This window comes from Pseudomonas sp. GW460-12-10-14-TSB1, assembly GCF_017349775.1.
Taxonomy (GTDB): domain Bacteria; phylum Pseudomonadota; class Gammaproteobacteria; order Pseudomonadales; family Pseudomonadaceae; genus Aquipseudomonas; species Aquipseudomonas piscium.
On the sequence record NZ_JACNAC010000002.1, the window covers coordinates 45,723 to 68,844 of the forward strand.

The window sequence follows — 23,122 nt, forward strand, 5'->3', positions numbered from 1 at the left end:
CACTTTTGCCTGCGTTGCATCAAGGATCGCGTCTTCGGCCACTGCTGCGCGTTGGCGCGAGCGATTGATCGTGGCAGGATGGCAAGGTTATCGACCGAGACCCCCAAACCATGCCGCAATCCCAAGCCAAGAATCTGTCCCTGATCGCCGCCATCGACCTGGGCTCCAACAGCTTTCACATGGTCGTGGCCAAGGCTCACCATAATGAAATCCGCATTCTCGAGCGGCTCGGTGAAAAGGTGCAGTTGGCCGCCGGGATCGATGAAGACCGTCAACTCAACGAAGAATCCATGCAGCGCGGGCTCGATTGCCTGAAGCGCTTCGCCCAACTGATCAACGGCATGCCCCTGGGCGCGGTGCGCATCGTCGGCACCAACGCCCTGCGCGAAGCCCGCAACCGCGGCGAATTCATCCGCCGCGCCGAAGAGATCCTCGGCCACCCGGTGGAAGTCATCTCCGGTCGTGAAGAAGCCCGCCTCATCTACCTGGGCGTGTCCCATACCCTCGCCGACACCCCGGGCAAGCGCCTGGTCGCCGACATCGGCGGCGGCAGTACCGAATTCATCATCGGCCAGCGCTTCGAGCCGCTGCTGCGCGAAAGCCTGCAGATGGGCTGCGTCAGCTTCACCCAGCGTTATTTCCGCGACGGCAAGATCACCCCGGCACGCTACGCCCAGGCCTACACCGCGGCGCGCCTGGAAATCATGAGCATCGAACACGCCCTGCATCGCCTGACCTGGGATGAAGCCATCGGCTCCTCGGGCACCATCCGCGCCATCGGCCTGGCGCTCAAGGCCGGCGGTCAGGGCAGTGGCGAAGTCAACGCCGAAGGCCTGGCCTGGCTCAAGCGCCGGCTGTTCAAGCTGGGCGACGTGGAGAAAATCGACTTCGAAGGCATCAAGCCCGATCGCCGGGCGATCTTCCCCGCCGGCCTGGCAATTCTCGAAGCCATCTTCGACGCCCTCGAACTGCAGCGCATGGACCACTGCGAAGGCGCCCTGCGCGAAGGCGTGCTCTACGACCTGCTGGGCCGCCATCACCACGAAGACGTGCGCGAGCGCACCCTTGGCTCGCTGATGGAGCGTTATCACGTCGACCTGGAACAGGCTGCCCGGGTCGAGCGCAAGGCGCTCCACGCCTTCGACCAGGTGGCCGCGGACTGGGACCTGGAGGACGGCGTCTGGCGCGAACTGCTGGGCTGGGCCGCCAAGGTCCATGAAGTGGGGCTGGATATCGCCCACTACCAGTACCACAAGCACGGCGCCTACCTGATCGAACACTCCGACCTCGCCGGTTTCTCCCGCGAAGACCAGCAAATGCTCGCGCTACTGGTACGCGGCCACCGCCGCAACATTCCCAAGGACAAGTTCGCCGAATTCGGCGAGGAAGGCAGCAAGCTGATCCGCCTGTGCGTGCTGCTGCGTTTCGCCATCCTGTTCCACCACATCCGCGGTACCCAGGAAATGCCCCAGGTGAAGCTGCACGCCGCCGGCGACAGCCTGGAGGTGATGTTCCCGGCAAACTGGCTGGACGAGAACCAGTTGACCCAGGCCGACTTCGCCCTGGAAGCGGAGTGGCTGACCCGGGTCGGCATCATTCTCAACGTGCGCTGATCCCTGCGTAGGAGCCGGCCGGCAAGCCGGCCCCTACCATCCTCGCCAGCCGCGACACAAAATAAAAAGGCCAGCCCGATGCTCGGGCTGGCCTTTTTATTTTGTGTCGCGGCACCTGAGGTGCTTAACGCACCGCCAGCACCGGGTTGCTCAGGCGCTCCAGCAATGTGGCCTGGGCGCTGCGCGGGTTCTGGTTGCCGGTCGGCGTGTTGCGGATGTAGCGACCATCCGACTGCAGGCTCCAGCTGTGGGTGTTATCGGTGAGATAACTTTCCAGCTCCTTCTTGACCCGCAGGATCAGCTTCTTGCCCTCGACCGGGAAGCAGGTCTCGACGCGCTTGTCGAGGTTGCGCTCCATCCAGTCGGCGCTGGAGAGGAACATCTGCTCCTCGCCGCCATTGAGGAAGTAGAACACCCGGGTGTGCTCCAGGAAGCGGCCGATGATCGAGCGCACATGGATATTGTGCGACACGCCGGCGATCCCCGGACGCAGGCAGCACATGCCCCGCACCACCAGGTCGATGCGCACGCCCGACTGGCTGGCCTTGTACAGCGCGCGGATGATCTTCGGATCGGTCAGCGAGTTGAACTTGGCGATGATGTGCGCCGGCTTGCCGTCCAGGGCGAACTGGGTCTCCCGGGCAATCATGTCGAGCATGCCCTTCTTCAGGGTGAAGGGCGCGTGCAGCAGCTTCTTCATGCGCAGGGTCTTGCCCATGCCGATCAACTGGCTGAAGAGCTTGCCGACGTCCTCGCACAAGGCGTCGTCGGACGTCAGCAGGCTGTAGTCGGTGTACAGGCGGGCGTTGCCGGCATGGTAGTTACCGGTGCCCAGGTGGGCGTAGCGCACGATCTCGCCGGCTTCGCGACGCAGGATCAGCATCATCTTGGCGTGGGTCTTGAAGCCGACCACACCGTAGATCACTACCGCGCCGGCCGCTTGCAGGCGGCTGGCCAGTTGCAGGTTGGATTCTTCGTCGAAGCGCGCGCGCAACTCGATCACCGCGGTGACTTCCTTGCCGTTACGCGCCGCATCCACCAGCGCATCGACGATTTCCGAGTTGGCGCCGCTGCGGTACAGGGTCTGGCGCACCGCCAGCACGTGCGGATCCTTGGCTGCCTGACGCAGCAGGTCGACCACCGGGGTGAAGGACTCGAACGGGTGCAGCAGCAGGATGTCCTGCTTGCTGATCACGCTGAAGATGTTCTCGCTGTTCTGCAGCAGCTTGGGAATCTGCGGGGTGAACGGCGTGTATTGCAGCTCCGGATGGCTGTCCAGGCCAGTGATGCTGAACAGGCGCGTCAGGTTCACCGGACCGTTGACCTGGTACAGCTCGGTCTCGCTCAGGTTGAACTGCTTGAGCAGGTAGTCGGACAGGTGTTTCGGGCAGGTGTCGGCCACTTCCAGACGCACCGCGTCGCCGTAACGACGGGAGAACAGCTCGCCGCGCAGGGCGCGGGCCAGGTCTTCGACGTCCTCGGTGTCCACCGCCAGGTCGGCGTTGCGGGTCAGGCGGAACTGGTAGCAGCCCTTTACCTTCATGCCCTGGAACAGGTCATCGGCGTGGGCGTGGATCATCGACGAGAGGAATACATAGTTGTCGCCAGGGCCGCCGACTTCTTCCGGCACCTTGATGATCCGCGGCAACAGGCGCGGCGCCGGGATGATCGCCAGGCCGGAATCGCGGCCGAAGGCGTCGATCCCTTCGAGTTCGACAATGAAGTTCAGGCTCTTGTTCACCAGCAACGGGAACGGGTGGGTCGGGTCGAGGCCGATCGGGGTGATGATCGGCGCGATCTCGTCGCGGAAGTAACGACGAACCCAGGTCTTGAGCTTGGTGGTCCAGTAACGGCGACGGATGAAGCGGACCTGATGCTTCTCCAGCTCCGGCAACAGGATGTCGTTGAGGATCGCGTACTGGCGGTCGACATGACCGTGCACCAGGTCGCTGATACGCGCCAGGGCCTGGTGCGGTTGCAGGCCATCGGCACCGGCCTGCTCACGGGCGAAGGTGATCTGCTTCTTCAGGCCGGCGACGCGGATCTCGAAGAACTCGTCCAGGTTGCTGGAGAAGATCAGCAGGAACTTCAGGCGCTCCAGCAACGGGTAGGACTCATCCAGCGCCTGTTCCAGCACACGGATGTTGAACTGCAGTTGCGACAGCTCGCGATGGATATACAGGCTGCTGTCATCCAGGCTCGGGATGACCAGGGTCGGCATCGCCACATGCGGTGCGTCCGCTTGCACCGGCGGGGCTTCCAGCTCCGGTGGTGTTTCAACGACCTGCTCGACCACAGGTTGAGCTTCTTTTACGGCAACTTCAGTGAGTCCTTCGGTATTCATCGCGTGTTCCTGGGAGGGCTATTTTTGCTCTCGTAACAATTGAGCAGCACGAACGGCAAAGTAAGTCAGGATGCCATCGGCACCCGCGCGTTTAAAGGCGGTCAAGGATTCGAGGATAACCCCTTCGCTCAACCAGCCATTCTGGATCGCCGCCATGTGCATGGCGTATTCGCCGCTGACCTGATAGACAAAGGTCGGCACCTTGAATTCATCTTTGACTCGGAAAAGGATGTCCAGGTACGGCATGCCTGGCTTGACCATGACCATGTCCGCGCCTTCGGCGAGGTCGGCGGCCACTTCATGCAGGGCTTCGTGGCTGTTGGCCGGGTCCATCTGGTAGGAAGCCTTGTTGGCCTTGCCCAGGTTCAGCGCCGAGCCGACCGCATCGCGGAACGGGCCGTAATAGGCGCTGGCGTACTTGGCCGAATAGGCCATGATCCGCACGTTGACGTGCCCGGCCAGCTCCAGGGCTTCGCGGATCGCCTGGATGCGGCCGTCCATCATGTCCGAAGGTGCTACCACCTGGGCGCCAGCTTCGGCATGGGACAGGGCTTGCTTGACCAGCGCATCGACGGTGATGTCGTTCTGCACATAGCCTTCTTCGTCGAGGATGCCGTCCTGGCCGTGGGTGGTGAACGGGTCGAGCGCCACGTCGGTGATCACCCCCAGCTCCGGGAAACGTTCACGCAGCGCGCGGGTGGCGCGCTGGGCAATGCCGTTCGGGTTCCAGGCTTCGGCGGCGTCCAGCGACTTGAGCTGCGCCGGCGTCACCGGGAACAACGCCAGCGCGGGAATCCCCAGCTCCACCCACTTCGCCGCTTCCTCCAGCAGCAGGTCGATGGTCAGGCGCTCGACGCCTGGCATCGACGCCACCGCTTCCCGGCGATTCTCACCGTCGAGCACGAATACCGGCAGGATCAGGTCATCGGTGGTCAGGACGTTTTCACGAACCAGACGACGAGAAAAATCATCACGACGATTGCGGCGCAGGCGAGTGGCAGGAAACAAACGGTTGGCTGGGGTAAAGCTCACGACAGACTCCTGAGCCCGCACAGGCGGGCGAGCGTGACAGTTATAAGCGGCCATTATGACGAACGGATGACAGTTGTGCTTAACCCTGTGACCGGTAGTCGCAGCTATTGTCCAGCCAGCATTTGTTCACGTCGAGACACATTTGGATACTTTCCTCCATGGGCTCGAAGGGTTAGGCTGCGCGTTCATTTCGCCAGCATCCAGACAATGCTCCAACAATTTCTTCAGGAATTCGGCTACTTCGCCCTCTTTCTCGGCACATTTTTCGAAGGCGAGACCATCCTGGTCCTGGCCGGTTTCCTCGCGTTTCGCGGATACATGGACATCAACCTGGTGGTGGTCGTGGCCTTCTTCGGCAGCTATGCCGGCGACCAGCTGTGGTACTTCTTGGGACGCAAGCACGGGCGCAAGCTCTTGGCGCGCAAGCCGCGCTGGCAACTGATGGGCGATCGGGCGCTGGAGCATATCCGCAAGCATCCGGACATCTGGGTGCTGAGCTTCCGTTTCGTCTACGGCTTGCGCACCGTGATGCCGGTGGCCATCGGCCTGTCGGGGTATCCACCGGGACGTTATCTGTTGCTCAACGGCATTGGCGCCGCGATCTGGGCCGCCGCCCTGGCCGCCGCGGCCTATCACTTCGGCGCCGTGCTCGAAGGCATGCTGGGCAGCATCAAGAAATACGAACTGTGGGTGCTCGGCGCCTTGCTGGTCCTGGGCTTTGCCCTGTGGCTGCGTCGCCGCTTCAAGAATGCGCGGCTGGCCAAGGCGATCTACGAAGCCGAACAGGTCAAGCAGAACGAGCAGAGCGATTGCTGCAAGTCTAAGACGCCAGTCGAGTAAGGCGGCCCCGGTAGCAGTAAAGCGCAATGCCACTGAGCAGGCTGTAACTGATCAGGCCGACCCAGCCCAAGGCGCTGGCCGGCCACAGCCCGACCAGGGGCGCCAGCCACACCAGCGGCAGGTTCGACGCCAGCCGCAGCAACTCCATCTTCAGCGCCCACGGGCGATTCTCCAGCGCCACTCCCAGCACGAACAGACCGAAGGCCATGGCGCTCCAGCCCAGCACCAGGGCCGCGACCGGCAGGCTGTCGCCCAGGTTCATCAGGTAGCTGCCGAAAGCCGCGTATACCGTGAACTGCAACACCACATAAGCCTGCTGCCAGGCATCCAGCGGCACCTCGAACTTGCGGAACTGGCTCAGGTCCGGCTTGCGCAGCGGGTACTTGGCCGCCACATCCGCCGGGCGCCAGCCGGTACGCATGAACCAGATCCGCAGCTTGTCCCACAAGCGCTCGGTACGCCGCGCATCGTCCAGCAACTGGGCATAGAATTGCAGGTTGGCCCACACCGGGTTCCAACTGGCCAGGGGCGTGGTCACGCCGAAGACCACCGGCTCGTTATCGTCTTCTTCCTGAAAGGTGCCGAACAGCCGGTCCCAAATAATGAACACGCCGCCGTAGTTGCGATCCATGTAGAGAGCATTCTGTGCATGGTGGGCCCGATGATTGGACGGCGAGACGAAAAACCATTCGAACCAGCCGAGCTTGGGAATATGCCGGGTGTGCACCCAGAACTGATACAGCAGGTTCAACGCCCCAACGCTGACAAACACCAGCAGCGGCACCCCCAGCACGGCCATCGGCAGGTAGAAGATCCAGCTCAGCAGGAAGCCGGTGCTGGTCTGGCGCAATGCCGTGGAGAGGTTGTAGTCCTCGCTCTGGTGATGCACCGAATGCGCCGCCCAGAGAATGTTGCGCTCATGGCCCATGCGGTGCAGCCAGTAGTAGCAGAAGTCGTAGAGAACAAAGGCGAACACCCAGACCCAGGCGCTCTCAACCGACAGGGTAAAGAGCCCCAGGTGTTCCAGGGCAAAGGCGTAGGTCACCAGGCCGACGCCCTTGGTCAGCAGCCCGGAGGTGGTCGACAAGGCCCCGGTACTGAGGCTGTTGATGGCGTCCGCGACCCGATAGTTGTTCACCCCCCGCCAGCGGTCGACCAGCAGCTCGAGGGCTATCAGCACAAAGAAGAACGGCACCGCATAAAGAATGAAATTCATGACACGACCTGATGGGAATCCTGATCGAAGATTAGGTCGAGCGGCGGGATAACCCTATGGCAACGGGCGACAAATTAGTGGACATTTAACGCCATGAATCTGGAGAAAAAACCATGAGCAAAAAAGTTGCAGTGATCCTTTCCGGCTGTGGCGTCTACGACGGTGCCGAGATCCACGAAAGCGTCATCACCCTGCTGCGTCTGGACCAGCGTGGCGCCCAGGTGCAGTGCTTCGCCCCGAACATCGCCCAGCTGCATGTGATCAACCACCTGACCGGCGCAGAGATGCCCGAGTCGCGCAATGTCCTGGTGGAATCGGCGCGCATCGCCCGCGGCCAGGTGAAAGATATTCGTGACGCCGACGCCGAAGACTTCGACGCGCTGATCGTGCCTGGCGGCTTCGGCGCGGCGAAAAACCTCTCCAACTTCGCCGTGGAAGGGGCCGGCTGCACGGTCCAGCCGGATGTCCTGGCGCTGACCGAAGCCTTCGCCGAAGCCGGCAAGCCGGTGGGCCTGATCTGCATCTCGCCGGCATTGGCGGCGAAGATCTACGGCCCTGGCGTCACCTGCACCATCGGCAACGACGCCGACACCGCGGCCGCCGTGAGCAAGATGGGCGCGACCCACGCAGAGTGCGCCGTCGGCGACATCATCGAAGACAAAGCACGCAAGCTGGTCAGCACCCCGGCCTACATGCTCGCGCAGTCCATCAGCGAAGCGGCGGCGGGGATCAACAAGCTAGTGGATCGGGTGCTGGAACTGACCCACGAAAACGACGAATAACCCCGCGGCCGTGGCGAGCCGGCAAACGCCCTCGCCTTACGGCCCCGTCAGGCCTGACGTGCCAGCCGCGTCAGGATCCGGTCCAGGGCATTGGCGAAGGCCTGCTTCTCACGGTCCCCATAAGCGCCTGGCCCACCACCGACCTGCCCCTGCTCGCGCAGATCGGTGAACAGGTTACGTACCGCCAGCCGCTCACCCATGTTCTGCGCATCGAACTCCTTGCCCCGCGGGTCGAGGGCGGCGACGCCCTTCTTCACCAGCCGGTCGGCCAGGGGCACGTCACTGCAGATCACCAGCTCGCCCGGCACCGCGTGTTCCACCAGATAATCGTCGGCCGCATCCGGGCCACTGGGCACCACGATCAGCTTGACGCAGGCAAAGGCCGGCTTGATCTGCGGCTGACCCGCCACCAGCACCAGCTCGAACTGGCGCTTGAGGGCAAACCTCACCACCTGATCCTTCGCCGCCTTGGGGCAGGCGTCGGCATCGATCCACACACGCATTGCGTTATTCCTCTAAAAAGCATCGCGGGCAAGCCTCGCTCCTACAGAAACACAGCATTCTGCGGGAGCGCGGCTTGCCCGCGATAATGCGCGAAGCGGATGCGTCAGGAAACCTGAGTCCGCCGTTTTTCGGCGATACGGCTGCGACTGTAGAGCACGATGATCGCCACGATCGCCACCGCCTGCGCCGTCAGCGAGTAGGCATCGGCGTGAATCCCCAGCCAGTCGAAGTCGAAGAACGCCACGGGCCGCGTACCGAAGACTCCGGCCTCCTGCAGCGCCTTGACGCCATGCCCGGCAAACACCACCGACAAGGCGCACAGCAATGCCGCGTTGATACCGAAGAACAGGGCCAGCGGCAGCTTGGCCGAACCGCGCAAGATCACCCAGGCCAGGCCGAACAACAGCACCAGCGCGGTGGCGCCGCCGGCCAGCACCGCGTTGTGGCCCGCCGGACCGGCCTGCAGCCACAGGGTTTCGTAGAACAGGATCACTTCAAACAGCTCGCGATAGACCGAGAAGAACGCCAGCACCGCAAAGCCGAAACGGCCGCCGCCGCCCACCAGGCTGCTCTTGATGTAGTCCTGCCAGGCCGCCGCGTGCCGGCGGTCGTGCATCCATACGCCGAGCCACAGCACCATGACACTGGCGAACAAGGCCGTGGCGCCTTCCAGCAACTCGCGCTGGGAGCCGCTGACGTCGATCACATACGCCGCCAGCGCCCAGGTCGCCAGACCGGCCAGCAAGGCCAGGGCCCAGCCGACGTTGACGCTGCGCACCGCCGATTGCTGCCCGGTATTGCGCAGGAAGGCCAGGATCGCCGCCAGCACCAGGATCGCCTCCAGGCCCTCGCGCAGCAGGATCAGCAGGCCGGAGATGTAGCTCAGGGACCAGCTCAGGCCATCGCTGCCCAGCAGGCCCGCCGACTCTGTCAGCTTGGCCTTGGCGGCATCCAGGCGTTGCTCGGCCTGCTCTACCGGCAAGCCGTCCTGCAGCGCCTGACGGTAGGCCATCAGGGCTTTCTCGGTGTCCTTGCGTACATTGGCGTCGACGTTGTCGAGGGAGCTTTCCACCAGCTCGAAGCCTTCCAGGTACGCCGCCACCGACAGGTCATAGGCCTGTTCGCGGTCACCGGCGCGGTAGGCGGCCAGGCTCTTGTCCAGGGTCGAGGCGGTGTAGTCGAGCAGTTGCGCCGGGCCACGCTTGACCTGTGGCGGCTGGGCACGCTGGGCACGGAAGGTGGCCGCGGCCTGCGGGCCTTCGGCGGCCTGCACTTCGCTTGGGGTCTGGCGGGCCAGGTCGGCGAGGTTGTAGCTCTTGTCGCCCTTCGCCTCGGCCGGGTCGGCAGTGAAGCCGGCGATATAGGTCGCCAGGTCCCAGCGCTGGCGGTCGTCCAGCTGATCGGCGAAAGACGGCATGTCAGTGCCTTCGACGCCCAGGCCGAGGGTGTTGTAGATCGCGTAGAGGCTCAGGTGATCGGTGCGCGCCGCATCCCGCAGGTTGGCCGGTGGCGGCGCCAGGCCGACGCCGGCCGGGCCATCGCCGGCACCGGTGTCGCCGTGACACACCGAGCAGTGCTGGGCATACAAAGGCGCGCCACGGCTCGGGTCCGGGGTGATGATCGGGGCTTGGCTGACCTCATAGGCCACCGCCAGCTTGGCACCCAGCTGCCGCGCCTGACGGGCGACGAGGGCGCCATCCACCTTGGCCTTGACCGCCTCGTTCAGGCTGGCGATGCCCTGCTCCAGCTCAGCCTTCTCCGGCTTGGCCGGCAAATCGGCGACCAGTCCCTGCAACACGCCGAGAAACTCGACCTGCTCACGGTACTCGGAGTCGTCAATGACCTTGCCCGCCTCGACCGTCGGTGGGTAGTCCGCGCCAATGTAGTCGAGCAGGTGCAGCGCCTTGGGCGCGCCTTCTACGGTGTCCGCCAGCAGGTTGGCGCTGCACAGGGCCAATAGCGGCAGCACGAGCCACGCCAGGAAACGGGAGGGGGCAGTCATGAACGAATCTCAAATGGAAATACGAAGTAACACATTGTTCACTTACAGTGACTTTCACTCAAGCGTTGTCATGCGCAACGCCCAGGCGCAGCGGTGCCTGATGCCAAGCCAAAGCCTTGAATCACCTGGGGTCCGGGGTTTCCTGAACAAAGATGAAATAAATCCGGGCGCGGCCGGGACTCGCCCGTGCTCTCGGATCCCCCTGAGACACAGGCATAAAAAAGGCGCCCTCGAGGGGCGCCTTTTTTGTATGGCCAGCTTCTTAGACCGGCGCTTTGCGAATGGTCGCCAGCAACCCGGCGGCGCCGAGGAACAGACCGGCGAAGGTGCGGTTCATCCGGCGTTGCTGGGTGGGCGTGCGCAGTAGGCGCAAGACCTTGGAAGCCAGGCCGGTGTAGCCGGCCATGACGATCAGGTCGACGGCAATCATGGTCGCGCCGAGGATCAGGTATTGCTTCACCAGCGGTGCATGGGGATCGATGAACTGCGGCAGGACCGCCAGCATGAACACCAGCGCCTTGGGGTTGCTGATGTTGACCAGGAAACCGCGGAACACCAGGGCCAGGGGTTTGCCGATCGGCCGGATCGCAGCGTCGTCGCTCAGGTCGCTGGGCAGCGCGCGCCACTGCTTGACCGCGAGGTAGACCAGGTAGGCCACGCCGAACCATTTGATCGCGTAAAAGGCGGTCGAGGATGCCGCAAGAATCGCCCCCACGCCGGCCGCGACAATCGCGATCTGCATGGCCAGGCCCAGTTGCAGGCCCAGAGCGTTCCAGTAACCGCGCCAGAAACCGTATTGCAGACCGCAGGACATCGACGCAATCGCGCCGGCCCCCGGGGAAAGGCTGATCACCCAGCAGGCGGCAAAAAACGCCAGCCATGTCTCAAGAACCATCGCACACCTCGGCTCGAATTCGTCGTAGACGCCTAAGCTAATGCGCCGGCGGGCGGATGACCATAGTTTTTTGTCGGACAGACATCGCTACCCTGTAGCCGCTGCCGAAGGCTGCGATAGGCCGGGGTCGCGCTCGACACGCAGGACCTTCCTGCGATCTCAAGAGCGCGTCTGCTTCGCAGCCGATCGCAGCCTCACGATGCTCGGCAGCGGCTACAGAGACGGCACAGGAAGACTATTTCTCGCCGGAGCCCACCGACAGCGCATCGCTGCCGCGCCAGCGGCGCACCGAGCGCTGGAAGAACAGGCTGTTGGGCACTTGCACCATGACGCCGCCGGTGCCGGCTTCCTCGGCCTCGATCAGCGAGGTGTACAGCAGGTTGATTGCCACCACCCGGCCCTTGATACCCGGCTTGTCGAGGGTGTCCACCAACTCGACCACATCGCCGATGCGGAACGGGCCCACGGTAAAGATCAGGATGGCGCAGAGCAGGTTGGACAGCACGCTCCACATGGCGAAGAAGGCCACCGCCGCCACCGCGACAAAACCGGACAAGGCAGTCCAGAGTACCGTCGCCGACACTCCGAGCCGCTCCAGCACGAAGATCAGCGCACTGCCCATGATCAGCCAGCGCAAGCCGCCGCGCAGCGGCATCAGCAACTGCGGTGGGAACGGGTAACGCTCACCCAGGCGCGTCAGGCAGCGCGCGACAAAACGCTGGGTGATGTAGCCAGCCAGGAGGATCAGCAGGATTTGTACTGTGACCCACAGCGGCTCGATCCACATGGTTGGCAAAGGCAGCTTGAACGCTTCCATCAGGACAAGGCTTCCAGTTCCGCCTGCATGCTTTCCAGCAGCTCCAGGGCCTCCATCCAGGCCTCTTCCAACTCGCCTTCGCGCACCTTCAGCTTGGCCTGCTCGGCCAGCAGATCACGCAATTCATCCTTGCGGGCCGCTTCATAGACACCACTGTCGCCAAGGCTGGCTTCGATTTTTGCCAGCCGCTCGTGGACCTTGCCCAGCTCGGTTTCCAGCTTATCGGCTTCGCGTTTGTGCGGCGCCAACTGCTGGCGCAAGGCTGCGGCAGCCTGGCGCTGGGCCTTCTTGTCGGTCTTGTCCGGGTTGACCGTGGTCGTGCTGACCGGCGCGTTGCGCTGGCGGTAGTCCACCAGCCAGCGTGCGTAGTCGTCCAGGTCGCCGTCGAACTCCTCGACCTTGCCGTCGGCTACCAGGAAGAAGTTGTCGGTGGTGCTTTTCAGCAGGTGACGGTCGTGGGAGACCACCAGTACCGCGCCGCTGAACTCTTGCAGGGCCATGGTCAGGGCCAGGCGCATCTCCAGGTCCAGGTGGTTGGTCGGTTCGTCGAGCAGCAGCAGGTTCGGGCGGTCCCAGGCGATCAGCGCCAGGGCCAGGCGCGCCTTTTCGCCACCGGAGAAGTTCAGCACCGGCTCATCGATACGCGCGCCACGGAAGTCGAAGCCGCCGAGGAAATCGCGCAGGGTCTGCTCGCGCTCGGTCGGCGCCAGGCGCTGCAAATGCAGCAACGGGCTGGCCTTGGCGTCGAGCGAGTCCAGCTGGTGCTGGGCGAAGTAGCCGACCACGGTGTTCTCGCCACGGGTCAGGCGGCCGCCCAGCGGCGACAGCTCGCCGGAGAGGTTCTTGATAAGGGTCGACTTGCCGGCGCCGTTGGGGCCGAGCAGACCGATGCGCGCACCCGGGGTCAGTTGCAGCTTGACCTTCTCCAGCACGGTCTTTTCGCCGTAACCCAGGCGGGCATCGGACAGGTCGAGCAGCGGGCTGGAGATCTTTTCCGACTCGCGGAAAACGAAGTCGAACGGTGAGTCGACGTGGGCAGCGGACAGCTCTTCCATCCGTTCCAGGGCCTTGATCCGGCTCTGGGCCTGGCGGGCCTTGGTGGCCTGGGCCTTGAAGCGCGCAATGTACTTTTCCATGTGCGCGCGTTGCGCCTGCTGCTTCTCGTAGGCTTGCTGCTGTTGCGCCAGGCGTTCGGCACGGGCGCGCTCGAAGGCGCTGTAGCCACCGCGATAGAGGGTGATTTTGCGCTGATCGACGTGAGCCACATGGTCGACCACGGCATCGAGGAAATCGCGGTCGTGAGAAATCAGCAGCAAGGTGCCGGGGTAGCCCTTGAGCCAGTCTTCCAGCCAGAGGATCGCATCGAGGTCCAGGTGGTTGGTTGGTTCGTCGAGCAGCAGCAGGTCCGACGGGCACATCAGTGCCTGCGCCAGGTTCAGGCGCATCCGCCAGCCACCGGAGAAGTCGCCGACCTGACGGTCCATCTGCTCATTGCTGAAACCCAGGCCAGCCAGCAACTTGCGCGCCCGGGCGTCGGCGGTATAACCGTCGGCGCTGTCCAGTTCGGCATGCAGGCGTGCCAGGGCCGCACCGTCATGGGCCGCTTCGGCGGCGGCCAGCTCACGCTGCACCTGACGCAGGCGCAGGTCGCCATCGAGCACGTAGTCGACCGCCAGCCGCTCGAGGGTGTCGACCTCCTGGCGCATATGGGCGATACGCCAGTCGGCGGGCAGGAAGCAGTCGCCCGAATCCGGGTGCAACTCGCCACGCAGCAAGGCGAACAGGCTGGATTTGCCGGCGCCGTTGGCACCGATCAGGCCGGCTTTCTGGCCGGCGTGCAGGGTCAGCTCGGCGTCTTCTAGCAGACGTTGCGGACCACGCTGTAAAGTCAGGTTCTGAAGTCGAATCATAATGGCGGCGGAGTCTACCAGCTTCGTTCGCAACTGGCGCGAGTAGCAATATGTCCTCTGACCTGTGGAGCTTCACCCTCAAGACCTACGCCCGCCCGGGCGTCGAAGAAGCCTGCCTGAACCTCCAGGCGGCCGGGGCCAATGTCTGTCTTTTACTCTGCGCGGCCTGGCTCGGCGCGCGCGGGGTGGCCTGTACCGCCCAGCGCCTGCAACAACTGCAAACCCTGGGTCAGCCCTGGCACGACGAAGTCGTCAGGCCGCTGCGCCAGCTGCGCACGCAATGGCGTCCGGCCGCGAGCGCGGATCCGGAACTGGCGGTCTTGCGCGAACAGGTCAAGGCATTGGAACTGGAGGCCGAACGGCAACTGCTGCTGCGCCTGGAAGCACTGGCAGGGGAATGGTCGGAGGGTGAAACGCAGGATCTGACGAACTGGCTGGAAGGACTGGCGGCCGAAGCCGCCAACCTCAACCGCGACGCGCTGCAGGCGCTGCGCGTCGCGGTGACCGGCGCTTAGGAAGCGCTGGTTGGCGTGGTGCTGGCAGGAGCGGCAGTCGGAGCCGGAGCTGGCGCAGCAGTCGCCGCTGGAGCTGGCGAAGATACCGGTGCCGCAGGCTTGGTTGCCGGAGTCGCCGGAGTGGCTGGTTTGGCGGCCGCTGGAGCGGTGGCCGGTTTGGCAGCTGCAGGCTTGGCTGCAACTGGTTTCTTCGCAGCGGGTTTTGCAGCCGGTTTGGCAGCAGGTTTCACCGCAGGCTTGGCGGCTGGTTTTGCTGCAGTGGGTTTGGCGGCTGCTGGCTTGGCGGCAGTGGAAGCCGCCGGCTTGGCTGCTGCAGGTTTGGCAGCGGGCTTGGCAGCGGGCTTGGCCGCTGGTTTGGCTGCAGGTTTAGCTGCGGCCTTCACCGGAGCTTTTGCCGCAGCCGGTTTGGCGGCCGGCTTCGCAGCAGGTTTTGCCGCTACGGGTTTAGCCGCTGGCTTGGCAACAGCAGGCTTGGCCGCCGCGGTTTTAGCCGCTGGTTTGGCGGCGGCTTTGGCCGCAGGTTTTGCTGCTGGCTTGGCAGCGGGTTTCGCCGCAGCCGGTTTGGCAGCAGCTGCTTTCGCAACAGGCTTGGCAGCAGGTTTCGCAGGTGCTTTTGCAGCAGCCGGTTTAGCCGCTGGCTTGGCAGCTGCAGGTTTGGCTGCGGCGGTTTTTGCCACTGGCTTGGCAGCAGGTTTGGCGGCCGGTTTGCTGGCAGCTTTTACCGGTGCCTTGGCGGCAGCTTTGGCAGGGGCTTTTGCCGCCGGCTTGGCTGCAGCTTTCTGTGCTGGAGCAGCTGCCGGTTTGGCGGAGCGAGTGCTCAGCACCTTGGCGACGGCTTCTTTCACACGACCTACGCCCTGGGCCAGTTTCAGGCTTTCCTGAGCGTCGCGCTTGAGTTGCAGAATGTAGGCGCGGGTTTCGGATTGACGTGTCTTGAGTGCATCGAGCAGATCTTCAAGTTCTTTCACTGCGTCCTTGGCCTTGGCTTGTGCCTTGGCCTTGCCGGCCGCCGCAGCGTCCTGCAATTTGGTGCGCGATTTGTGCAGTTTTTCCTGTGCCTTACCGCGTTGCTTTTCCAGTTTGGCGAGCAGTTTTTCAGCATCAGCCAAGGCTTGGGAACAAGCGTTTTCCAAATGTTCGAGCAGGCTGCCCGAAAGCTGTTGGAGCAAATGCAACGGAGTATTTACAGGCTTCTTATTGGCCGACATGGCTTACCTCCTGGCTGACGTGAGTTGCGGCTCATACTAGACCTCTGCTGCTACCGCCGCTAGGGCATGTTGACAGTATCGAATGCCATGCGTTGCAGAGGATTGAAAATGTTCTTCGCGCACAAGAAAGTTACTCACCAGCCGCCACATCCACACTGGCATAATCCACCTCGTCTCAGGCCGGAGAACACCCATGTCGCGTTACCTTTTTTTATCCTTGTGTATGTTGTTGCCACTGGCTCAGGCCGCCGAAGATTCGCAGAAAAACGATGCTCACGATCTCGCCTACAGCCTGGGTGCCAGCCTCGGTGAACGCCTGCGCCAGGAGGTGCCGGACCTGCAGATCCAGGCATTGGTGGAAGGCTTGAAACAGGCCTACCAAGGCAAGCCTCTGGCACTCAAGGACGAGCGCATCGAACAGATCCTCGCCCAGCATGAAGCACAGGTCAGCGAGCAAACGGACAAGCCGCGAATCGAAGTGGCACTGGAAAACGAACAGCGTTTTCTCTCGGCCGAAAAAGCCAAGCCGGGCGTACGCGAACTAGAGAACGGCATCCTGCTGACCGAGCTGGCACCCGGCAACGGAGTACGGCCGGGAGCCAATGGTTCGGTACAGGTTCGCTACACCGGACGCCTGCCTGACGGTACGGTGTTCGATCAGAATCAGCAGCCGCAGTGGTTTCGCCTGGACAGTGTGATTGCCGGATGGCGCAGCGCGTTGCAGCAGATGCCGACAGGGGCGAAGTGGCGCCTGGTGATTCCTTCGGCCCAGGCTTACGGCGCCGACGGCGCAGGCGACCTGATCGCGCCTTACACGCCCCTGGTGTTTGAAATCGAGCTGCTGGGGGCTACCGGTTAGGGTGGCGCAGAAACGAAAAACGGTGCGCAATGCGCACCGTTTCGGTAAGGCTTTCGCTGCAAGTCAGGCCTGAACGGCGGCCTCTTCCTTGTGAGCGTTGTGCAGCACTTCGATCAGGCAATCTTCCAGCTCGAAGCGCTCATGCAGCAGACCACCCAGCTCCTTGAACTTCTCCGCCACGCATTTTCCTTCGTCGCACAGATCGTTGAACGCCAGCAGCTTTTCAGTGATGACATCAATCCGAGGATAAATGGTTTCGGCCAGCTCGAGCCCGCGCTTGTCGTTGAAAGCCCTGGCCTCACCGGTCAGCTGTTCGTAGATTTCAAAGTGGCCGGCGGAAACGTAATCGACCAAGATTGCGCAGAACTCCTGCAGCGGCTGTCGGTTTTCAGCCAGCGTCTCAGGCTCCGCGCCGAGAGCATCATAGGCCCGAACCAGTTCGTGACGCTCCTGCAACCAGCGATCGATCAGCAGATGCACTCCACCCCAGCGTTCCTGAGCATTCTGACAACTTTCGAGCATGGCGATCTCTCTTCCCTTATGGGTCATGCCGCTCTGAATCCGTCACTGGACTGAACATCAGCATCCGGCCAGGCAGAACAGCATCGAGCAACGTAATTGCGGTGACACGTGCGGGCCAGATTATGCCCGCTCGACAGCCGCTTCAAGGTACGCAGGAGATAAAGTTCATACAAGTGTTTAATCTTTAGCCCCGTCGCAAAACGACGATTCAGGTCGCAGCCGCCCTGCGTCGGCCCCGTGGTAGAAGCCGCGCCAGGCGATAAGCGCTCAAAATCATCACCGCGATGAAAAACAGCAGGCTCCACTCCGCGGCACTCATGTCCAGCAGCGTCCAGGTGACCTCCGCGCACTGCGCAGTCCCGGTGAAAACCAGTTGCAAGGCCCGTCCCCAGGACAGGTTGCCAAGCATGAACGGCATGTCCGGCAAGCACGCCAGCAACTGATCCGAAGGAATGTTCTGCAACAGCACATGACGCCCTGCCGTGACGACACCCACCAGGCTGCAGAGCAGTTCCAGCAACCAATACAGGGCACTCGCCGGGTATTGTGGCCCCTGCAGGGCCGCGACCAGACTGATCGAAGTCAACAGCAGCGCGAAGAAACGTTGCAGCACCCACAGCAGGCAAGGCTCGAGCCCAATCCCGTACTCCAGGTGAAACGAAGCCCACAGGGCCAAGGCACCGGTAAAAAACACAAGGGAGAACAGCAAGCGTGAGCCGGCCAGCGACATGGAGTATCCACAACGGAAGAAACAGGCTGCCACGGTAGAGAAAGCGCTCGGCCCTTTCAAGGCGCGCCATGGCAAGATCAAGGGCGGCAAACGGGCACAGTGGCCAGATCGGGGAGGTTCGCAGGCCGGGCCGCCCTTCCAGGAGAAGCCCAGCCCTGCGGGCTTATACCCTGGCGGGCACCGGCAACGGCGATGCCAACAAGCGCTCGTCCAACAGCCCCAGGCCTTCCTGGAACAGCTGGTTGCTACGCTCGGTATCGCCCAGCTGCGCCAGCAAGCGCGCCAGCTCGGCGCAGGCCTCGGGGTTGCGCTGGATGCGCAGGCTGCTTTCCAGATAGTCCCGCGCCTTGCCCCAGAGGCTGGTTTGCAGGCACAGGCGACCCAGGGTCAGCAGCAGGCTCGGGTCGTTCGGATGGTCTTTGAGCCACTGTTCGGCGAATTGCAGTTGCCGCGCCGGATCACTGCCCCGCAGCAGGCCGTAAAGCCGCGCCAGATGGCTGTCGTACTTGCGCTTGAGAGCGACGCGCAGCACTTCTTCGGCCTCGGCCTCGGCGCCCAACTGCCGCAGTTGTTCGGCGTAGGCCAGCACCAGTTGCGGCTCCTGACGTTGAGCCGCAGTCAGTTGCTGCCAGGCACGATTGAGCGATTGCAGGCCAACCGCACCGTCTTCTTCACGATGCGCCGCGAGGGTCAGGTTCTCGCCCCAGGCCCGACGCTCCAGCTCGGCCAGTTCGTTGGCGGGCAGGACCTTGTCCTTGCGCAGCTCGGGCAGCAGGCGGATCACCGCCGACCAATCGCCCCGCTGCTGTTGCAGGCGCTGCAACTGCCGCAGCACCTGGACACTGTGCGGGTGACGCTCGTGCATGGCTTGCAGGGTACTCAGGGCACCTTCGGTATCGCCGCGATCGGTCTGCAGCTGGGCATGACTCAAGGCCACCGCCAGCTCGGCCTGGGGCTGCCGCTCGAGGGCACGCTCCAGCAGGCTGTCGCACTGCTCGTAATTCCCCAGCTCGTTCGCTGCCCGCGCCGCGCCGAGGTAGTACAGAAGAGGCTGACGCTCGGCTTCCGCGGCACGATGCAAGTGCTTCTGGGCGCTGGCCCAGCGGCCTTCGGCAAGATCCATCTGGCCTTGTTCGATGGCGATCTGTACGCGCCGGCTGCGGTTGCGCCGCGACCAGGGATTGACCACGCCGCTGGAGGCCATTACCAATTCGATCAACGCCTTGATCCCCCAGATCACCAGCCAGATCACCGCGACCAGCGCCAGGGTCGCCCACAGGCTCGACTCATAACGGAAGCTGTCGTAGGCAATCAGGATGTACCCGGAATGCTCGGCGATCGCCAACCCCAGCAATCCCGAGGCGGCGATCACCAGGAACAGAATCACGTACAGGCGCTTCATGGGCTGGTCTCCTGCGGGGCATTCGCAGCAGGTTTGGCCAGTGGTTTCACCGACTCTTCAGCGCTCAGGTTGCGCCGTTCCAGGTAGGCCTGAACGGCGCTCAGGGTCTTGGTCAGGTCCGGCGTCTGCACGGTGACCGGCTGTTTGCTCAGTTCGGACACGCGCTCCAGCATGAGCTTGCTCTGCGGGTTGTCCTGATTGAAGTTGCCCTTCAACACATCGCGGGCTTCCGCCAGCGCCTGGGTGTACACCGGCGCCTGGCCGTTCAACGCCGCCCACTGCGCCTGTTCCAGGGCCAGGCTCAAGGCCAGGCGTACCTGCGTCAGGCTTTGCCCGGCGAGCAGCGGCCGCACGTTCTTGTCCGCGTTGAAGTCGATACGAATGTAGCGCGAGATCTGGTCCCACCATTGCGCCCAGCGGCTGGCGCCATCGCCGTCGGCGGTCAGGCCCAGCAGCGAGTCGCCGCGGTCGCGGTACTCGGGGGCCAGCTCGGTGAGTTCGGCTACCTGATCGCGCAATGCGCCCAGTTGCAGGAACAGTCCGGTGCGATCCGGCTGTTCGGTGCTGCGCAGGGCCGCGAGGCTCTTGGCCAGCTGTTCGCGCGCGGCGAAAGAACCGGGATCGTTCTGCTCACGCAGGATCTCGTCGGCACCCTGCACCAGGGCCTGGGCGCTGCTGATGTCTTGCAAGGCCGAAAGACGCAGGCTGGCCAGACGCAACAGATGTTCCGCCTCGGCCAGACGCCAGTCCTTGCGGCTGGCACCCAGCACGCTTTCCAGCTTCTGATTGAGTCGCTGCTGGTCGCCCTGCAGCTGCGCCACCAGACGGCGGCGCTCTTCCAGTTCATCGGCCGCCGGCAGCTGCTCCAGGCGTGCCGTCAGGCGCTGCTCGTTGAGCTTCAGGCTCTGCGCCTCGTCACCCAGGGCCTGCAACTGCCCCAGCTGCTGTTGATTGTTGGCCTGCAGGCTGCGCACCTGCCAGACACCCCAGCCGCCGGCAGCGACACCGGCCGCACCCAGCAGCAGGGCGAGGATCGCCAACCCGTTGCCGCGGCGCTGCACAGCTGGGGTTGCGGGTTCAACCGGTGCATCGATCACCGGCTGGACATCATCTTTAGGCAAGGCTGTTTCGCTCACGTATCCATCCTTTGCGTTTAGAGAACGGGCACGGGTTGCTCCCGTAACGCCGTTAGCAAGGCCGCGGCGCTCGCGCCACGACAATCCACAACTTTCTCGGCCCCGGCGGCACGCGCCATCTCGGCGACCCGGGGGCTCGGTACAAACAACGGCAGCCGCGCCACCTGTGGCCAGGCCTCGCCGGCCAACTGCTGCAAGTGCTCGAAACCCTGCCCACTGCTGACCACCAGCCCATTCAAGCGTTCCGCCTGGATGCGTTGCATCAGGACTCCGTTGGCATAGCGCGGCAGGTCGCGGCGGTACAGCTCCAGATAATCGACACTAGCACCTTGGTCGCGCAAACGCTCAGCCAGCAGTTCGCGACCACCCTCCCCGCGCATGATCAGCACCCGTGGGGCGGATCGTGCAATAGCCTCGCGCAACTGGGGAAGTTCAAGCAAGGCTTCGCTGTCATCGCCTTGCTCGGGGAAAAAAACATCCAGGCCGTGATTGGCCAGAATCTGCGCCGTGCCGGCGCCCACACTGAACCAGCGCTGGCTCGGTGGCTGCGGCCAGAACTGCTCGAGCAGTTGCACGGCCATTCGCGCGGCGGGCTTGCTGACCACGATCACCGCGCAGTACCGGTGCAGCTCAAGCACTCTGGCGCGCAAGGTATCGTCAAAAGGCAGGGCTTGGATTTCCAGCAACGGCAGGCTGCTGCTGAACACCCCCGCTTCGCCCAGAACCTCAGCCAGCAGCGCCGACTCGTCCGTGGGCCGGGTCAGCAGCACACGCCAGTCGCTCACTCTTCGCCTGCCTCGCCATAGACCGCGCGCAGGATATCGTCGGCGCCCTGGGCCAGCAGAGCCTCCGCGACCTGCACGCCAAGCTCCGTTGCAGCACTGCGCGGGGCCCGCGCCTCGGCGCTGAGCAACACGCCGCCGCTCGGTTCGCCGACCAGGCCGCGCAGCCACAGCTGATCGCCTTCGAGCACCGCATAGCAGGCGATCGGTACCTGGCAGCCGCCATTCAGATGCTTGTTGAGGGCGCGCTCGGCGGTGACCCGATCCGCCGTATCGGCGTGATGCAGGGGCGCCAGCAGCTTATGGATCTCACTGTCGGCCGTGCGGCATTCGATGCCCACCGCACCCTGGCCTCCCGCCGGAAGGCTGTCGTCGACACTGATCGAAGAGCTGATGCGATCTTCGAAGCCAAGACGGATCAGGCCGGCAGCCGCCAGGATGATGGCGTCGTACTCACCGGCATCGAGCTTGGCCAGGCGAGTATTGACGTTGCCGCGCAGGAAGCGGATCTGCAGGTCCGGACGACGAGCCAGGAGCTGCGCCTGACGACGCAGGCTGGAGGTGCCCACCACGCTGCCCGCGGGCAGGTCGTCGAGACTGGAATAGGTATTGGAGACAAAGGCATCGCGCGGGTCTTCACGCTCGCAGATGCAGAACAGGCCCAGACCTTCGGGGAAGTCCATCGGCACGTCTTTCATCGAATGCACGGCGATATCCGCTTCGTTTTCCAGCAGCGCGGTTTCCAGCTCCTTGACGAACAGTCCCTTGCCACCGATTTTCGACAATGGCGAGTCGAGCAGCTTGTCGCCGCGACTGACCATGGGCACCAGCGTCACGATCAACCCCGGGTGAGCGGCTTCCAGACGAGCTTTGACGTGTTCGGCTTGCCACAAGGCCAAGGCACTTTTGCGGGTAGCGATGCGGATTTCGCGAGAGGACATGGATCAATCCGTACTGAAGAAAATACGGCAGATGATAACAGCTCAGCCAAATCAACTTTGACTTGTATCAGGAACTACAGCCCCTCCCTGGCTGCAGGAACGTGGCGGGCGGGGTGCATGACCCGCCCGGCCGCCCGGATCTAGAGCTGCTGCATCATCTTGCGCACGCCGGCCACATGCCGTCGGCTGACGATCAGCGCATCACCATTGAGCCCCTTGAGGAACAGCTGGAAATGCCCCAGCGGCGTACGCTGCAGGCGTTCGATGCGTTCACGGGCCACCAGGGCGTTGCGATGGATGCGAACGAAACGCTCGCCAAACTCGTCCTCCAGCGCCTTCAGGGGTTCGTCCAGCAGGACTTCGCCGCTCTCATGGCGCAAGGTCACGTATTTGTGGTCGGCAATGAAATAGACGACCTGATCCAGCGGGATCAGCTCGATACCTTTGCGGGTCCGCGCACTGATATGGCTGCGGGGGCCGCTGCCGCTTTCGGCGGCGGGCCGGGTCAGGGCCGCCAGCTGGACCCTGTTGGGGCGGTCGGCCTTTTTCAGCGCCTCGAGCAGATGCTCGGAACGCACCGGTTTGAGCAAGTGACCTACCTCGCTGACATCAAAAGCCTCGAGGGCGAATTCATCAGGGGCGGCACAGAACACCACGGCTGGCGGCGCCTCGCGCTCGCACAAACGGGCGGCAACCTGCAGGCCATCGAGACCCGGCATGCGGATGTCGAGAAGCACGACATCCGGTTTCAGGCTGTCGATCAGGGCCAATGCCTCTTCGCCATTGGTGGCGCTGGGCTCCAGGACACTGTATCCCTCAAGCTCACTGACCATGCGGCTCAGTCGCTCGCGGGCTAGGGGTTCGTCATCAACGATCAGGACATTCATATTGCGCTGGATTCCTGCGTGAGTCTCGCACAAGGATAGCGTAGACAGGTGAAGTGACGTCCGTCACGGCGATCCACGCTAAGACTAGTGCGAGGGCCAAAAAGTGCCCCACGACGGGCACCATTATTTACCCGGGCCTGTCCGATACCGTTCAAGGCCCGCCACTGCACGACATGGTCATGGGG

Annotated in this window: 21 protein-coding genes and 1 pseudogene; 5 read left to right on the forward strand and 17 right to left on the reverse strand. The window is 63.5% G+C overall.

Features of this window, described 5'->3' with window-relative positions:
• Nucleotides 1-110: 110 nt before the first annotated feature.
• Nucleotides 111-1,613 carry an exopolyphosphatase gene (ppx, locus tag J4D52_RS01715; RefSeq protein ID WP_102676165.1) on the forward strand — a complete coding sequence of 501 codons (1,503 nt, stop codon included), beginning with the start codon at nt 111-113 and terminating at the stop codon, nt 1,611-1,613.
• Between the two features lie 124 nt (nt 1,614-1,737).
• Here the strand turns inward: ppx and ppk1 are convergent, their stop codons facing one another.
• Together ppk1 and hemB are read right to left on the reverse strand one after the other, a co-directional pair.
• Complete coding sequence (gene ppk1 / locus J4D52_RS01720) at nt 1,738-3,957, reverse strand: polyphosphate kinase 1 (RefSeq protein ID WP_009046131.1); 2,220 nt, start codon at nt 3,955-3,957, stop codon at nt 1,738-1,740.
• Between the two features lie 18 nt (nt 3,958-3,975).
• Entirely contained in the window at nt 3,976-4,989 is a 1,014-nt protein-coding gene (gene hemB / locus J4D52_RS01725; protein ID WP_102676164.1) for a porphobilinogen synthase, read from the reverse strand.
• A gap of 207 nt (nt 4,990-5,196) precedes the next feature.
• Here hemB and J4D52_RS01730 point away from each other — a divergent pair, with 207 nt between their 5' ends.
• Nucleotides 5,197-5,829: a DedA family protein gene (locus J4D52_RS01730; protein WP_007926712.1), complete on the forward strand. Its 633-nt coding sequence runs from the start codon at nt 5,197-5,199 to the stop codon at nt 5,827-5,829.
• Here the strand turns inward: J4D52_RS01730 and J4D52_RS01735 are convergent.
• Nucleotides 5,810-7,045: a sterol desaturase family protein gene (locus J4D52_RS01735; protein WP_102676163.1), complete on the reverse strand. Its 1,236-nt coding sequence runs from the start codon at nt 7,043-7,045 to the stop codon at nt 5,810-5,812. The two genes, J4D52_RS01730 and J4D52_RS01735, sit on opposite strands and share 20 nt — an antisense overlap.
• A gap of 113 nt (nt 7,046-7,158) precedes the next feature.
• On the opposite strand from J4D52_RS01735, the gene elbB reads away from it, so the two are divergent.
• Nucleotides 7,159-7,827 carry an isoprenoid biosynthesis glyoxalase ElbB gene (gene elbB / locus J4D52_RS01740; protein WP_053281371.1) on the forward strand — a complete coding sequence of 223 codons (669 nt, stop codon included), beginning with the start codon at nt 7,159-7,161 and terminating at the stop codon, nt 7,825-7,827.
• A 47-nt stretch (nt 7,828-7,874) separates the two neighbouring features.
• Here the strand turns inward: elbB and J4D52_RS01745 are convergent, their stop codons facing one another.
• The 5 genes from J4D52_RS01745 to J4D52_RS01765 all read right to left on the reverse strand — a co-directional run bounded on the left by J4D52_RS01745 (nt 7,875) and on the right by J4D52_RS01765 (nt 13,955).
• Nucleotides 7,875-8,330, reverse strand: coding sequence for a YaiI/YqxD family protein (locus J4D52_RS01745; protein ID WP_016703198.1), 456 nt, complete (start codon nt 8,328-8,330; stop codon nt 7,875-7,877).
• 104 nt (nt 8,331-8,434) lie between these two features.
• Entirely contained in the window at nt 8,435-10,333 is a 1,899-nt protein-coding gene (locus J4D52_RS01750; RefSeq protein ID WP_102676162.1) for an FTR1 family protein, read from the reverse strand.
• A gap of 262 nt (nt 10,334-10,595) precedes the next feature.
• Nucleotides 10,596-11,228: a LysE family transporter gene (locus J4D52_RS01755; protein ID WP_007926706.1), complete on the reverse strand. Its 633-nt coding sequence runs from the start codon at nt 11,226-11,228 to the stop codon at nt 10,596-10,598.
• A gap of 235 nt (nt 11,229-11,463) precedes the next feature.
• Entirely contained in the window at nt 11,464-12,045 is a 582-nt protein-coding gene (locus J4D52_RS01760) for a mechanosensitive ion channel family protein (RefSeq protein ID WP_063433362.1), read from the reverse strand.
• Complete coding sequence (locus tag J4D52_RS01765; RefSeq protein WP_063433363.1) at nt 12,045-13,955, reverse strand: ATP-binding cassette domain-containing protein; 1,911 nt, start codon at nt 13,953-13,955, stop codon at nt 12,045-12,047. The genes J4D52_RS01760 and J4D52_RS01765 overlap by 1 nt, the downstream gene beginning before the upstream one ends.
• 50 nt (nt 13,956-14,005) lie before the next feature.
• Between J4D52_RS01765 and J4D52_RS01770 the strand changes: the two genes are divergently transcribed.
• On the forward strand, nt 14,006-14,470 hold the full coding sequence (locus J4D52_RS01770) for a TIGR02444 family protein (protein ID WP_102676161.1): 465 nt from the start codon (nt 14,006-14,008) through the stop codon (nt 14,468-14,470).
• Here J4D52_RS01770 and J4D52_RS01775 read toward each other — a convergent pair.
• Entirely contained in the window at nt 14,467-15,678 is a 1,212-nt protein-coding gene (locus J4D52_RS01775; protein ID WP_102676160.1) for an AlgP family protein, read from the reverse strand. The genes J4D52_RS01770 and J4D52_RS01775 overlap by 4 nt on opposite strands.
• Before the next feature lie 193 nt (nt 15,679-15,871).
• Between J4D52_RS01775 and J4D52_RS01780 the strand changes: the two genes are divergently transcribed.
• On the forward strand, nt 15,872-16,537 hold the full coding sequence (locus J4D52_RS01780) for an FKBP-type peptidyl-prolyl cis-trans isomerase (RefSeq protein WP_102676159.1): 666 nt from the start codon (nt 15,872-15,874) through the stop codon (nt 16,535-16,537).
• A gap of 63 nt (nt 16,538-16,600) precedes the next feature.
• Here the strand turns inward: J4D52_RS01780 and J4D52_RS01785 are convergent, their stop codons facing one another.
• The 8 genes and pseudogenes from J4D52_RS01785 to J4D52_RS30685 all read right to left on the reverse strand — a co-directional run.
• A complete protein-coding gene (locus J4D52_RS01785; RefSeq protein WP_025807062.1) occupies nt 16,601-17,059 on the reverse strand; it encodes an Rsd/AlgQ family anti-sigma factor in 459 nt (152 codons plus the stop codon).
• A gap of 208 nt (nt 17,060-17,267) precedes the next feature.
• The gene (locus tag J4D52_RS01790; RefSeq protein WP_063433366.1) at nt 17,268-17,789 is read right to left on the reverse strand and encodes a disulfide bond formation protein B; all 522 of its coding nucleotides are present in this window, start codon (nt 17,787-17,789) and stop codon (nt 17,268-17,270) included.
• A 163-nt stretch (nt 17,790-17,952) separates the two neighbouring features.
• Nucleotides 17,953-19,191 (reverse strand): heme biosynthesis protein HemY, encoded by a 1,239-nt coding sequence (locus J4D52_RS01795; RefSeq protein WP_063433367.1) that lies wholly within the window; start codon nt 19,189-19,191, stop codon nt 17,953-17,955.
• Nucleotides 19,188-20,327 carry a uroporphyrinogen-III C-methyltransferase gene (locus J4D52_RS01800; RefSeq protein WP_025807059.1) on the reverse strand — a complete coding sequence of 380 codons (1,140 nt, stop codon included), beginning with the start codon at nt 20,325-20,327 and terminating at the stop codon, nt 19,188-19,190. The genes J4D52_RS01795 and J4D52_RS01800 overlap by 4 nt, the downstream gene beginning before the upstream one ends.
• Nucleotides 20,328-20,344: 17 nt before the next feature.
• Entirely contained in the window at nt 20,345-21,112 is a 768-nt protein-coding gene (locus tag J4D52_RS01805) for a uroporphyrinogen-III synthase (protein WP_102676158.1), read from the reverse strand.
• A complete protein-coding gene (gene hemC / locus J4D52_RS01810; protein WP_025807057.1) occupies nt 21,109-22,050 on the reverse strand; it encodes a hydroxymethylbilane synthase in 942 nt (313 codons plus the stop codon). Before hemC ends, J4D52_RS01805 begins: the two co-directional genes overlap by 4 nt.
• Before the next feature lie 140 nt (nt 22,051-22,190).
• Nucleotides 22,191-22,937 carry a LytTR family DNA-binding domain-containing protein gene (locus J4D52_RS01815; RefSeq protein WP_053281386.1) on the reverse strand — a complete coding sequence of 249 codons (747 nt, stop codon included), beginning with the start codon at nt 22,935-22,937 and terminating at the stop codon, nt 22,191-22,193.
• Nucleotides 22,934-23,089 (reverse strand): annotated as a pseudogene (locus tag J4D52_RS30685) (sensor histidine kinase); the annotation flags it as partial. The gene J4D52_RS01815 and the pseudogene J4D52_RS30685, both read right to left, overlap by 4 nt.
• Nucleotides 23,090-23,122 lie beyond the last annotated feature (33 nt).